This window comes from Arthrobacter sp. 179 (assembly GCF_052379645.1).
Classification (GTDB): domain Bacteria; phylum Actinomycetota; class Actinomycetes; order Actinomycetales; family Micrococcaceae; genus Arthrobacter_H.
This window is the reverse complement of the sequence record NZ_JBQSYU010000019.1, coordinates 1-13119: the sequence shown is the minus strand read 5'-3', so window position 1 is coordinate 13119 and position 13119 is coordinate 1. Positions and strand designations below refer to the sequence as shown.

Below are 13119 nucleotides of genomic sequence, written 5' to 3'. Positions count from 1 at the left end.
GGTCTCCGGACGAATCAGACCGGTAGTGCACACCCTCGCCGACGGCGCCGCCGCTTCTGCGGCCGAACGGCCAGTCTGGGGATCCGGGACGATCCGTCCCGGTTCGAGCGCAGCACTGGAGGACACCATGAAAGACGTGAACAACTTCATCACCGTGGTCGGCAATGTGGGGACCGACCCGGTGGTGCGCACGCATGCCAATGACTTCAAGGTCACCCAGTTCCGACTCGGGGCCGATATCCGGGGCAGGAACCAGCAAAGCGGCGAATGGGAGACCAAGAGCACCAACTGGTACACAATCAAGGTGTTTCACCAGCTGGGGCTCAATGCCCACGCCTCCCTGCGCAAGGGGCAACGGGTTTTCGTGGCCGGATACGCCAAGGTGGACCAATACACCCGTGAGGACGGCAGCACGGGGACGGGAATAGATGTCGAGGCCGAGGCCATCGGCCATGACCTCAAATTCGGGACCACCGAATTCGCCAGGCTTCCCCAACTATTCGCCCCCCGGGGCGACGGGCACCGGACGGAGCCGGGGCCACCCGCGGTCCAGGGGGACGAAGCCGAGGCGCCGTCCGGGCCGGGAACGGCCCATGCGGGTCCCTCCGCTGCCGGGTCCGGTGATGCGTGGCAGGACCAGGAGGAACCGGAGGCGGATCCGTTGGCCGGTTGAGGCCGCGGCCTCCGGTCCTGCACCACCGGTGATGGACTGTTCCGGTGGGGCCACTGCAGCAGTAGTGCCGGCAGGAGTCCTCCGGCCCCGCCCAAATAGGGAAATGTCCGCGGCAACGACTAGCCTAGAGGGCATGGCAGAATTCATTTACACCATGACCAAGGCCCGCAAGGCCGTTGGCGACAAGGTGATCCTCGACGATGTCAGCATGTCGTTCTACCCCGGCGCGAAGATCGGTGTCGTCGGCCCGAACGGTGCGGGTAAGTCGACGATCCTCAAGATCATGGCCGGCCTCGACACGCCGTCGAACGGCGAGGCACGGCTCAGCCCCGGATACTCGGTGGGCATTCTGCTGCAGGAGCCACCGCTGAACGAAGAGAAGACCGTCCTGGGCAACGTCCAGGAAGGGGTCGGGGAAATCTACGGGAAGATCTCCCGTTTCAACGAGATCTCCGAGGAGATGGCCTCACCGGACGCCGACTTCGATGCGCTGCTCGAGGAGATGGGCAAGCTGCAGGAGGCCATCGACGCCGCCGACGCCTGGGATATCGATTCCCAGCTCGAGCAGGCCATGGATGCCCTGCGTTGCCCTCCGGGTGATGCCGAGGTTTCGATCCTCTCCGGCGGTGAGCGCCGTCGGGTCGCCTTGTGCAAGCTGCTGTTGCAGAAGCCGGACCTGTTGCTCCTGGACGAACCGACCAACCACCTCGACGCCGAATCCGTGCTCTGGCTCGAGCAGCACCTGCAGGCCTACCCGGGCGCCGTGCTGGCCGTGACCCACGACCGGTACTTCCTGGATCACGTGGCCCAGTGGATCGCCGAAGTCGACCGTGGCCAGCTCCACCCCTACGAAGGCAACTACTCGACGTACCTGGAGAAGAAGCAGGCCCGTCTGGCCGTCCAGGGCAAGAAGGACCAGAAGCTGTCCAAGCGTCTGAGCGATGAACTCGAATGGGTCCGCTCCAACGCCAAGGGCCGCCAGACCAAGTCCAAGGCCCGTTTGGGCCGCTACGAGGAGATGGCTGCCGAGGCCGAGCGCACCCGCAAGCTCGACTTCGAGGAAATCCAGATCCCGCCGGGTCCGCGCCTGGGCTCGCTGGTCATCGAAGCCGACAAGATCAAGAAGGGCTACGGGGACCGCGTCCTCATCGAGGACCTCTCCTTCACCCTGCCGCGAAACGGCATCGTCGGGGTCATCGGGCCCAACGGTGTCGGCAAGTCGACCTTGTTCAAGACGATCGTGGGCATGGAAGAGATCGACGACGGAGTGCTCAAGGTCGGCGACTCCGTGAAGATCTCCTACGTCGACCAGAACCGTGGTGGCATCGACCCGGAGAAGAACCTCTGGGAAGTCGTCTCCGAGGGCAATGACTACATCCAGGTCGGCAACGTCGAAATGCCCTCCCGGGCCTACGTCTCGGCGTTCGGGTTCAAGGGCCCGGACCAGCAGAAGAAGGCAGGTGTGCTCTCCGGTGGTGAACGCAACCGCTTGAACCTGGCGTTGACCCTGAAGCAGGGCGGCAACCTGTTGCTCCTTGACGAGCCGACCAACGACCTCGACGTCGAAACGCTCTCCAGCCTGGAGAATGCGCTGCTCGAGTTCCCCGGTTGCGCCGTCGTCGTCTCGCACGACCGCTGGTTCCTCGACCGGGTCGCCACCCACATCCTCTCCTACGAAGGCACGGAGGAGGATCCGGCCAACTGGTACTGGTTTGAGGGCAACTTCGAGGCCTACGAGGAAAACAAGATCGAGCGGCTGGGCCCGGATGCGGCCAAGCCCCACCGGGTGACCCACCGCCGTCTGACCCGCGGCTAGGTTCCCGGAACCACGAGCGGCGCCCCCACCGGATGATGACATCCGGCGGGGGCGCCGTATTTGTGTGGTGCGGGCGGTCCTAGCGTTTCTGTTCGTGCTTGACCGCCGCGCGCATCAGGCGCGACTGCACCCCGCCAATGATCTTGGACTTGGTATCGGTGGGAACACGGAGCATGCCTTCCTGGGCCACGGTCGCCACCAGGACGCCTTCGCGGGTGAAGAATCGTCCCTGGCCCAGCCCGCGGGCCCCGGAGGAACTGGGGCTCTCCTGGACGTAGAGCAGCCAGTCGTCGACGCGGACGTCGCGGTGCCACCACATGGCGTGGTCCAGGCTCGCGACACTCATCCCCGGGGTGATCCATGGCAGGCCATGGCGGCGCAGCACCGACTCCAACAACGTGTAGTCGCTCCCGAAGGCCAGCGCGGCCCGGTGGAGGGACTGGTCGTCGGGCAGGACCTCGTAGGACTTCATCCAGACGGCGTTCGAGGCGGTCCGGGCCTGACCGGTCGGGGCCTCGAAGTACAGGGGCTTGTCGATGTAGCGGATGTCGAAGGGGCGCTTATAGGCCCATTCGCGGGCAATGGGATGGTTGATCTTCCCGATCACCTCGGCGGTGGTCGGCAGTGATTCGGGCTCCGGAATGCCCTCGGGCACCTGCAGCTGGTGCTCCAGGCCCTCCGCCGGCTCCTGGAAGGAAGCGATCATCGACAGGATCGGCTTGCCCTTCTGGTAGGCATGGACGCGCCGGGCGGAAAAGGACCGGCCGTCACGCAGGCGTTCGACCCCGAAGGTGATGGGGATCTTCACGTTGCCGGGACGCAGGAAGTATCCGTGCATGGAGTGGATGGGCCGTCCGCCCTCGACGGTGCGCGAGGCGGCGATGACTGACTGGCCCAGGACCTGCCCACCGAAAACCCGGTCCCGGCTCTGCTCGGGAGTGTGGCCGACGAAGATGTCCTCGTCCGTGCGGGTCTGGCCGTCTCCTTCGAGATCCAGCACCCTGACCAGGGATTCGGGCACTTCTTTTTCGGGCACTATTACTCCTTGGTAGGCATTGTCCTGCGCTAGAGACTATCCGCGGGCCACCTCGCCAATCAAGCAGGAGAAACCGGAAAATAGCGTGCCGACACCGGGGGTGACAGCATGGGAACATGCTTCACGATACGCTGCTCTTCGCCGATGCCGACACCATGACTGATCTACGCACGTTCCTGACCCGGGCCCGGACTGTTGAGGACGGTCAAGTCCGGCTGCAGGCGGTTGGGACGGCACTGGCCGTCTACGTTCCGGTTCTGGCCCAGGAAGCCATCGCCGCGGCGACCCCCACCGTGCTGGGACTGCGGGTGGCCCGTCTGGCCAGCCCCGAAGCGGACGGTTTCGAAGCCGTCCATGAGCTCGGCGCGTTGACCGACCGGTTGGCGCGGGTCGATGAGTTCGAAACGACCTTGGCCTTGCCCCCGGCGGAGTCCCGGGCCGCCTGGGCCGGCATCACCCCGCCGTTGGCCGGTTGGGAGGAACTGGGTGCCTACGCCGACGACGAACTGCGGGCCCAGGCCGAAACCGGGATGCGCTCGGTCGCCGAGGCCGTTCCGGCCAGCGTGGGGCGCCCGGTCCTGGATACGGTCCGCGGGAGGATCTGGTCCGCCCCGGTGACCGGGACCGGCCCCCATGACGTGGAACTGCCGCTGGGGGCGGCCTTCGCCGCCCACACCTTGGGTTTCCTGCGGCCCGGGGGAACCAGCAGGGTCTTCAGGCAAGGCCGCTGGCTTCGGCTGTCCTCCGCGGGGGGACACACCCTCATCCGGCACGCAGCGCAATTGCTGTAGGGACCGACCGGCCCCCGGCCGGTGACCGATCACGGGTTCCGGCCCACGCCGACAGACCCATCGTCCCGACCGCGATCGACACCACGGCGGCGGCCAGTGCGCCATAGATCGGCCAGTCCACGGCCGGGTCCCAGCCTCCCAACAACCCGTAACCGACACCGAACAGTGCCGGAAGAACACACAGAGTGCCGATCACCAGGGCGGATACGGCGACGAAACCGGATTCGATGAAGACCATGAAACGCAGTTGGCTGCGGGTGGCACCCAACCGTTTCAACACGGTGAATTCGTTCTTCCTCGCCCCGGTGAGCATCACCAGGGTGTTTCCGGCAGCCAAGGCGACGAAGAGGACCAGGACCAGCAACAAGGCGTTGGAAAGGCGCTGCTGCTCGGCGGTGGAGATCACCGCTTGTTCGGCGTAGTCCGCGACACTGCTGACCGTGTATCCCCGGGAGGCGAGCGATGCTGAGGCGGCCGCGGCACCGCTGCCGGTGGTGTTCACCAGCACCGAGTCCACCCGGTCCGGGCGGTTCGTCGCCGGGATGTTGTCCTCGTTGATGATGAAGTCACCGAATCCCAGACCGTTGCGGTAGATCGCGGCGATGGTCAGGGTGTGTTCGCTGCCGTCGCCGAAACGCACTTCGAGGGGGTCATTGAGGCCCTTTCCGGTCCCCAGCGTGGCCACATCGCTCACGGCGATGGTCCCGGGGGTCGAAAGATCCTCCAGCCTCCCCTGCGTGAGCCCCGGATCAAGGAACCGGCCCGGGTGGTCTCCCACCGTGCGCAGGGCCCCGGGTTCCCAGAGGAAGTCATTGAACAGGGCCAGATCCTCGTCATCGTCCTCGAGCTTCGTGCTGACCGGGACGGTAGAGCTGGCCATCGCGGACTCCACCCCCGGGACCTGTCCCACCTCGGTGGCGTTTTCGGTGCCCAGACTCGTGGGGGAGGAGACCACCAGATTGACTTCCAGGCCCTCGCGGAGCTGCAGCCCGGCTGCTCCGACGGTACCGACCCCCACCCCGGACTGGACGGTTCCCAAGGCCAGCAACAGGGCCAGGGGGATGATCGCGGTGGTGAGCCGACGCGAGAAACCCCGGGTGTTGGCGATCGCCAGTACCGCCGGCCCGGCCGGGCCCGACCGGAAGAACCTGACCGCAGCCCGGGCGACCCACCCGATCATGGCCGGCCCGCCCAACGCGGCCGCGGCGACGAGCAGGAACGCGGACGAGGCACCGCTGGCGCTGCCGATGGTGTTCGGCAGGATGATGGGGATCACGGAGGACCCCGAGCCCGCCGCCAGGAAGCTCCAGGCCGAGATACGCCGGACGGGGGAGGGCACCGGGGTTTCCATGGCGCTGCCGCTGACGGCCGCCATCGGGCTGACGCGGGTCAGGCTCCTGGCGCCCAGGTGTGCCGTGAGCAGGCTCGTGGCCAACAGCACCACCACGGCACCCACTGCGGGAAGTGCGTTGATGGTTGGCTCGAACCCTGCCGGGACGATCCCGCTGCGGCGCAACAGCGGCAGGAGCAGGCCGGAAGCGTAGAGCCCGGGGATGGCCCCGAGCGGTGCGGCCAGGCAGAAGACGGCAAAGACTTCGGCGGTGATCATCGAACGAATCTGAGCGGAGGTGGCCCCGATGGCCCGAAGCAGGGCGAATTGCTGCTGGCGTTGCCGTAGCGAGGCGGCGAAGGTCTGGGAGAACACCAGGACGACCAGGATCAGGGCCGTGCCGGCGAAGGAACCGGCCACCGTCAGGAGCTGGGACACCGGGGAGCCCCAGGCCCCGGCGTACAGCCCCGCTGCCAGGTAGACTCCGGTGGCCGAAAGCAAGGCGGCCGCAAGGAGCACGATCAGAAAGCTGCCGATGAAACTGGAACGATGGGCGCGCAATGCGGAGAGGGTCGTGGACCACATGATCTCAGCCCTCGAGCTTCGTGAGACGGGCGACGATCTGGTCGGTGGAGGGCGCGGTCAGGTCTCCGGCCAGACGGCCGTCGGACAGAAAGAGCACCCGGTCCGCAGCGGTGGCCACCTGCGCATCGTGGGTGACCAGTACCAGGGTCTGGCCCAGTTCGTGGGCCGTGGTCCGCAGGACCTGAAGGACCTTCTGGCCGGTGTGGCGGTCCAGGGCGCCGGTGGGTTCGTCGGCGAAGACGACGTCCGGACGGGCGATCAAGGCCCGGGCGATAGCGACCCGCTGGGCTTGACCTCCGGATAGTTCGCCGGGGTACTGGTTTTCCTTCCCATTCAGGCCCACCGCCGAGATGAGCCGCTGCTGCCACTGCGTGTCGGCACGCCTGCCATCGAGTTGGAGCGGGAGTGCGATGTTCTCGGCGACGGTCAAATGACCGATCAGGTTATAGGCCTGAAAGATGAAACCTATATGCCGCCGGCGGAACCGGGTGACCGCGTCGGGGGAGAGCATCGTGAGGTCGGTTCCCCCAATGACCACGCGTCCACTGGTGGGTACATCCAGCCCGGAGGCACAGTTCAGGAAGGTGGATTTTCCCGACCCCGACGGCCCCATCACCGCGGTGAAGGTGCCCTGGGGGAGGGAGAAGGTGACATCGTCCAAGGCGGTGGAGACCCCGGGGCCGTTCGGGTAGGTCCTGCGCAGTCGGCTCAATACCACGGCCGGTGCCGGGATCCGGCCGGTCGGCACCGTGGCGGGGGTGGTCATGCTCATGGGATGGCTCCTATGTCGGGGGAATGTTGCCTGGGGACTTCGAGCCTAGAAGCGCCACGGGCCCGGCACGAGCCGCTGGAGGAGGCACCCCGGGACTTGCATCCTTTGATGCAAGGACCGGGTGCGCGCGGAGCCGGGAGGGCCCCTCGATGCCCCGGGGAGCCCGCCGGTCCGTTGACGTGGCACCGGTTCCCGAGGGCGGGACAACACCTTTGGATGGTGGTCCCCACATGCCATCCTGCACGGCTGGTGGCCCTGCCGCATGCGGCCATAGCGTCGGAAGGACAGCACAACAGCGGACGAACCCCCGGAAAGGGACCATGATGACCACCACCGAACTACAACCGGACGTCGAGGCCGGATCCGTCCGGGGACTGATTAGACGACGGCCTTTGACGACCTTCTTCATCCCGACCAACCTCTTGAGCTGGCTGGGCTGGCTGCCGTACATCCTGTCCAGGAACGGGCTGGGGGTCTGGGACTATGGATTCCCCGAGTTGCTGGGCACCTCGCAGTTCGCCGGCGTCCTGCCCGGGGCCTTCCTGGGACCCATCGGTTCGGCCCTGCTGGTCACGATCGTGACGGAGGGCCGTTCCGGGCTCCGCATCTGGGTCGGACGCCTGTGGAGGTGGCGTGTCCACTGGCAGTGGTACGCGATCACGTTGCTGGGGGTTCCCGCGGCGATGCTGGTGACCGGGTTCGTGTTCTCCGGCGGGAGGATCAACGCTCCGTCGGTGACGGCCATCGGACTCTACGTTCCCTTGCTGCTGGTCCAGCTGCTGACCACCGGACTTGCCGAGGAACCCGGATGGCGGGATTTCGCCTTGCCGCGCCTGCAGCAACGCTTCGGGGCCCTGGGGGCGGCGATGCTCCTGGGCCCGCTCTGGGCCATCTGGCATCTGCCACTGTTCCTGACCGAATGGGGTGGCTGGCCCGAGGCCCACTGGACCCGCCCCGTGGCATTCATCATCTTCTGCCTCGCGTTCAACGTGGTGATGTCCTGGGTCTTCAACCGGACCGGGCAGAGCCTTCCGCTCTCCATGCTCATGCACGTCAGCGTCAACACCTTCGCCTCCATCATCTGGACCGAGACCTTCCCGGCGATCACGGAAGTCATGGTCCTTCCGGCGACCGCCATCGGTGCCGTCGTCGCTGCGGTGGCGATCATCGTCGCCACCGGCGGACAGCTGGGCCACGTGCCTGCTGGCGCGGAGGAGGCAGTCCGGGAAGGGGTGGGCTAGGGACCAGAGCCGTCGGGGACCTCGACGATCCGATTCTGGTAGGCCCACACGACCGCCTGGAGCCGGGACCTGACCCCGAGCTTGGGCAGCATGCGCGCCAAATGCGATTTGACGGTGGAGACTTCCACCACCAGATCGGCCGCGATCTCCTCATTCGGTTTCCCCTGGGCCAGCAGGAGCAGGATTTCGTGCTCCCTCGGGGTCAACAGGTCCTCCACCCTGCGTCCGGTGACCGGTTGCAGGCTCCGTCGCTCGACGAACTCCCGCAGGATCCGGCGGGTGAGCGTCTGGTCGATGGTCGCCTCCCCGCCGGCGACCCGTCGCACCGCCTGGGCAATCACCTGTGGTTCGGCGTCCTTGAGCAGGAACCCCGAGGCCCCGGCCTCCAGGGCCCCGAAGACATAGTCATCGAGGTCGAAGGTGGTCAGCACCAGCACAGGGATCGGCGTAAGGACCCCCGGCCCGCACAGCTCCCGGGTGACGCTGATGCCGTCGATCCCGGGCATGCGGATATCCAGGCAGGCGACATCGGGGTCCATCTCGCGGGCCAACTCCAGGGCTTGAACCCCATCGGAGGCGACGGCGACGACATCGATATCGGCCTCCATGTTCAATAAGGCGGAGAGCCCGGCTCGTACGAGGGGCTGGTCGTCGGCAAGCAACACGCGGATCAAGGCAACTCCTGGTGGGTTTCGTGGTCGTCGACGTCGGGGTCCCTGGCCTCCCGGGGCACCACCAGACGAACCGACCAGCCGCCGTCGCCCATCGGCCCGTGGCTCAGCGTAGCCCCGATGAGCTCGGCCCGCTCACCCAGCCCGAGGAGGCCGAAGCCCCCGGCGGTGCCCCGGGGCCCGGCCGCGGACGGCCCATTGCGCACGACGGCCGTGAGTCGGCCGGGATCGGTGTCGTCGATTTCCACGACGCACCGGGCCCCGGGAGCGTGGGCGGAGGCATTGGCCAGTGATTCCTGGACCATCCGATACACCACCAGTTGGGCCAGCGGTCCGATCCCGGTCCCCGGCTCCCGGTCGTCCCCCGCCGCCGACAGGAGCACCTCCACGTCCATTCCCGTGCCGCGTCGTTCCTCCACCAGGTCGGGAACCGCAGCCACCGTCCGGGTTGAACGGGTGCCTTCGGGGTGTTCGCGCAGCAGGCCGACCAGCAGGCGGAGATCCTGCAGCACGGCCGTGCTTTGGGAGCGGACCTGCTGGGCAGACCGTTTGGCTTCCTCGGGGTCGGTGTCGATCTGCTGTTGGATCGCCGAGGTCATCAGGGCGATGCCCGACATGTGGTGGGCGGCAATATCGTGCAGTTCCCGGGACATCGCCGTGCGTTCCCTCGCAACTGCTGCCTCGATCCGGGCTTGGTGTTCACGCGCCAGGGCCTGGACTTCATGGGTGCGGGAGAGGCGGGCTTCCCGCCGGGACGAGAACACCAGCGCGAACAGGGCCGGGGCGCCGACCACCACCAGGGCCTGGAGGGCCGCGGAGATCCCGGCCTCGGAGGCCGGCATGCCGGTGCGGAAGTCGTTGACCGTCTGGGCCCCGGCAAGCAACAGGACGGTCAGGGCCAGCAAGGGGCCCAGCCGGCGTACCGGAAGCACGCCGACGGTGAGGAAGACGGCACAGAAGATGGCCAGGGTGCATAGGCTGAACGCCGAGCCAGGGACGAAGGGGGCCAAGGCGATCGGCAAGGCCACGACGATGAGCAGTACCGCCCGCGGGGCCGTCCTGGCCCGGAGCAGGGCGACCGCCTGGCCCACCAGGACCACCGCAACTCCCCATAGCTCATACCCGCCGGAGGGGAACGTCCCTCCCGGGATCTCCGTATCGGCGGTCTCGAGCAGCGGAAGCAGCAGCAGGGTGGTCAGTGCCAGCCCGGCACACACCACGGCGGAACCCCACTCGGCGGGAGATGGCCGGAAGCTGCGATCCTCGTGGTCCTGCATGTCCTGGGGTTCCTGTCCTGGAGTGGGTGGACGGTGGGCGACCTCGTCGTGGATTACCCTGTGTGGGCCCGGGGCACCCTCCCATCCTTGCAGATGATCGCCCGGCCCGAACAGGAGGCGTTGACCCGCGGGGAAACCGGAGTGAACGGGGCCGACGTCCCCCGACCGGTAGGGTCGGAACATGTTCTTCATCACACGGATCTTCTCCTAGTCCCGCACGTCATCACGTCCACAAGCCGTGGGCGTCATGTCGCTGCGCCCGGTGGCCTCTACCCCTAGGACGAACGACCAGGAAGATCCGTGAGAAACAAACCCCTTCAGCCCCGCCTCCGCCCTGCCATTCTCTCCAACGCCTCCGATGCCGGGGCGAATCAACTATTCGGCATCACCCTGGATATCGTCACCGTGACGGTCCTCGGGTTCTCGGCCACCCAAGTCGGCCTGCTCAACGCGCTGGGTTCGCTCGCGTTCCTGTTCCTCAGCGTCCCGTTGGGCATGCTCGTGGACCGTGTCGGCGCCGCACGGGTCCTGGCCGTATCTCTGGTGGCCAAACTGCTGGGATCGGGGACCGTCCTGATCCTGTTCCTGACCGGTCAGCTGGGCACCGTGGCCGCCATGGTCGCCGTGACGGTGACAGGGATCCTGACCGTGGCCTCCGAAAACGCGCAGACGACCATCGTTCCGGGATTGACCCGTGACACGAGGGGCATCGCCCACGTCATTGCCACGATGGCTTCGATCGACCGGGCTGCCGGAATCATCTTTCCCGGAGTGACCGGTGCGCTCATCGCGCTGTGGGGCGGCGGGCCCGCCTTGGCCCTGTCCACCGCCTTCTTCGCCCTGGCGGTGGCGGCAATGCTCCCCCTGGTGAGGAAGGGACCCGGCCGGGTGCGGCCGGCACGCGCCGCGTCGGCAGCCGGCAACCCGGCCGGGGCGGCGAAGGTCCTTGCCCTCGGGGCCGGCCACGGTTTCGCGGTATTACTGCGCAACAGGGTCCTGCTGGGAATCACCCTGCTGACGGCTGCCGGCAATATCGGGCTGGCCATCGGTAGTTCGATCCAACCGATCCTGATCCTGCGGACCTTGGGGCTGGGCATGGGTTTCTACGGGATCCTGGGGACCGTGGCGGCGGCGGCGGCGTTGACGGCCACCTTCGTGGCGCCGGCGATGGTGCGTCGGGTCTCCCTGAGGCGCCTGTTCGGCTGGGGTGCGGTCCTCCAGGCGGTCGTGGCAGCTCTCCCGCTGGCCGCGTATCTGTGGCCCGGGGCGGCCGTGGTGCTGCTGCTGGCCTTCGAGGTCTGCTGGGCGGCCACCCTGACGGTGACCAATATCGCCGGGGCGGCCTTCACCGCCAATGCCGTCTCGGCCACCTCGCTGGGCCGGACCAGTGCCGCCCAACGCACGATCACCATGGGCTCCGTGCCGCTGGCGGCCGTCGGGGGAGGGCTGCTCGCCGATGCCTTCGGGCTGGGCGTGCCGTTGCTGGTGTGGCCCCTGCTTACCCTCGGAGCCGCCGCACTGTTCTTCATGCTCACGGCCCACAGGGCGTCGGTTCCCGCGGCGGTCTAGGCTGCGGTGGGCAGGGCTCCTAGCGGTCGGCGGCGTTCTGCAGCGAACGGGCCGCCCGGTCGAAGTAGTCCCAGATCGTGGCATCCTGCAGCGGTGGCAACGCGATCCGGTCCAGGGCATGACGCATATGGGCCAGCCAGGTGTCCCGGGCCGCGGTGTCCACGGTGTAGGGGACGTGGCGCATCCGCAGCCGCGGATGCCCGCGCAGCTGGCTGTAGGTGGTCGGGCCACCCCAGTACTGCTCGAGGAACAACTGCAGGCGGATGGCTGCCGGCTTCAGATCCTCTTCCGGGTAGATCGAGCGGAACTCGGCATCGCTGGCGACGGACTCGTAGAAGAACTCGGTCAGCCGCTGGAAGGTTTTGGATCCGCCGACCTCGGCGTAGAAGGTCCCCAGATAGGGGGAGAGGTCCTCGTGGTCGCCCCGGTCGGCGGAGGCCGGGGTCGTCCCGCCGAATCGATCAGGGCCCTGCGGGGAGGTGTCGCCGTCCCCGGACTGCCCGCCCGGGGCCGCAGGGGACACCGAGGGGGAGGACAACGGGCGCGCTTGTCCGACATGGATGCCCAAGGATTCCCCTCCGGGCAGACGGACGGGCCCGCCTTGCTGGTTCTGCTGGTCGCTCACGAGTTGTTTCCTTCCACGGCTGGCACGGTCCAGCCTCCTCCACACTATCGAATACGCAGGTGCTTCAGGGCTTCTCGTTGGCTCAGGCCCGAGAGTTCCTGCCGATGCCCGGCCACGAAGGCGCGTACCCATGCCGGATCGGTTTTGGCGTATTCGCGCAGGGCCCACCCGATGGCCTTGCGGAGGAAGAAATCCTGTTCGCTCATATTCGCCACGATGGCCGCTTCCAGCAGGCCGACGTCGGTGGCCTCCTTCGCGCTGAGCTGGGTGATGATCGCCAGGCGACGCTTCCAATGGTTCGGATCCACCGCCCAGGCGCGCACCAGTGGATCAACCTGCCCGCGATGCTGCGCCAGGAGGTCGGCGAACCGGCGGTGGCACTGATCCACGATGTCCCACCAGGCGCCGTCGACGACCATGTCCTCGAACAGGTCGAGGAACTCGAGCCTGCCCCGGCAGGACCGGTACCCGGTGAGTTGTTGGGCGGCATACCACTGCTCGCGATACCGCGCGCCCTCCCAGAGTCCGCGGGCCGAGCCGAGCAGTTCCTCCCACCGGCCGACCCCGGATTCACGCACCGAGTCGCGCACGATCCGCTGGACGACGGGGGCCCGGACGCCGAAGAACTCCATGTCGGTCTTCATATAGTGCTGCATGGCATCCGCCGCGACCGGATCGGCGGCGGCCGCCAACCGGGAGATGATCAACTCCCCGAGCCCGGTGCCCATGGCTA

General features: G+C 67.4%; 12 protein-coding genes. 5 read left to right on the top strand and 7 right to left on the bottom strand.

Annotated elements, in window-relative coordinates; translation table 11 throughout:
- Window positions 1–127: 127 nt before the first annotated feature.
- Both ACT3UE_RS11670 and ettA read left to right on the top strand, forming a co-directional pair.
- Window positions 128–673 carry a single-stranded DNA-binding protein gene (locus tag ACT3UE_RS11670; RefSeq protein ID WP_444553704.1) on the top strand — a complete coding sequence of 182 codons (546 nt, stop codon included), beginning with the start codon at window positions 128–130 and terminating at the stop codon, window positions 671–673.
- Window positions 674–806: 133 nt separating this feature from the next.
- Window positions 807–2489 carry an energy-dependent translational throttle protein EttA gene (gene ettA / locus ACT3UE_RS11665; RefSeq protein WP_444553703.1) on the top strand — a complete coding sequence of 561 codons (1683 nt, stop codon included), beginning with the start codon at window positions 807–809 and terminating at the stop codon, window positions 2487–2489.
- A gap of 79 nt (window positions 2490–2568) precedes the next feature.
- Here the strand turns inward: ettA and ACT3UE_RS11660 are convergent, their stop codons facing one another.
- Window positions 2569–3525, bottom strand: coding sequence for an acyl-CoA thioesterase (locus ACT3UE_RS11660; RefSeq protein ID WP_444566757.1), 957 nt, complete (start codon window positions 3523–3525; stop codon window positions 2569–2571).
- Between the two features lie 116 nt (window positions 3526–3641).
- On the opposite strand from ACT3UE_RS11660, the gene ACT3UE_RS11655 reads away from it, so the two are divergent.
- A complete protein-coding gene (locus tag ACT3UE_RS11655) occupies window positions 3642–4316 on the top strand; it encodes a hypothetical protein (RefSeq protein WP_444553701.1) in 675 nt (224 codons plus the stop codon).
- Here ACT3UE_RS11655 and ACT3UE_RS11650 read toward each other — a convergent pair.
- Together ACT3UE_RS11650 and ACT3UE_RS11645 are read right to left on the bottom strand one after the other, a co-directional pair.
- A complete protein-coding gene (locus ACT3UE_RS11650) occupies window positions 4288–6231 on the bottom strand; it encodes an FtsX-like permease family protein (protein ID WP_444566756.1) in 1944 nt (647 codons plus the stop codon). The genes ACT3UE_RS11655 and ACT3UE_RS11650 overlap by 29 nt on opposite strands.
- A 4-nt stretch (window positions 6232–6235) precedes the next feature.
- Complete coding sequence (locus tag ACT3UE_RS11645) at window positions 6236–7003, bottom strand: ABC transporter ATP-binding protein (protein ID WP_444566755.1); 768 nt, start codon at window positions 7001–7003, stop codon at window positions 6236–6238.
- Between the two features lie 320 nt (window positions 7004–7323).
- On the opposite strand from ACT3UE_RS11645, the gene ACT3UE_RS11640 reads away from it, so the two are divergent.
- Window positions 7324–8244: a CPBP family intramembrane glutamic endopeptidase gene (locus ACT3UE_RS11640; protein ID WP_444566754.1), complete on the top strand. Its 921-nt coding sequence runs from the start codon at window positions 7324–7326 to the stop codon at window positions 8242–8244.
- Here ACT3UE_RS11640 and ACT3UE_RS11635 read toward each other — a convergent pair.
- Window positions 8241–8918 (bottom strand): response regulator, encoded by a 678-nt coding sequence (locus ACT3UE_RS11635; RefSeq protein ID WP_444553697.1) that lies wholly within the window; start codon window positions 8916–8918, stop codon window positions 8241–8243. The two genes, ACT3UE_RS11640 and ACT3UE_RS11635, sit on opposite strands and share 4 nt — an antisense overlap.
- Window positions 8915–10192 (bottom strand): sensor histidine kinase, encoded by a 1278-nt coding sequence (locus ACT3UE_RS11630; RefSeq protein WP_444566753.1) that lies wholly within the window; start codon window positions 10190–10192, stop codon window positions 8915–8917. The genes ACT3UE_RS11635 and ACT3UE_RS11630 overlap by 4 nt, the downstream gene beginning before the upstream one ends.
- 300 nt (window positions 10193–10492) lie before the next feature.
- Here ACT3UE_RS11630 and ACT3UE_RS11625 point away from each other — a divergent pair, with 300 nt between their 5' ends.
- Window positions 10493–11761, top strand: coding sequence for an MFS transporter (locus ACT3UE_RS11625; RefSeq protein ID WP_444566752.1), 1269 nt, complete (start codon window positions 10493–10495; stop codon window positions 11759–11761).
- Between the two features lie 19 nt (window positions 11762–11780).
- Here ACT3UE_RS11625 and ACT3UE_RS11620 read toward each other — a convergent pair whose 3' ends face one another.
- Together ACT3UE_RS11620 and ACT3UE_RS11615 are read right to left on the bottom strand one after the other, a co-directional pair.
- Window positions 11781–12386 (bottom strand): globin, encoded by a 606-nt coding sequence (locus ACT3UE_RS11620; protein ID WP_444566751.1) that lies wholly within the window; start codon window positions 12384–12386, stop codon window positions 11781–11783.
- A 44-nt stretch (window positions 12387–12430) separates the two neighbouring features.
- A partial coding sequence (locus ACT3UE_RS11615; RefSeq protein ID WP_444566750.1) for a DNA alkylation repair protein occupies window positions 12431–13119 on the bottom strand: 689 nt, incomplete at its 5' end.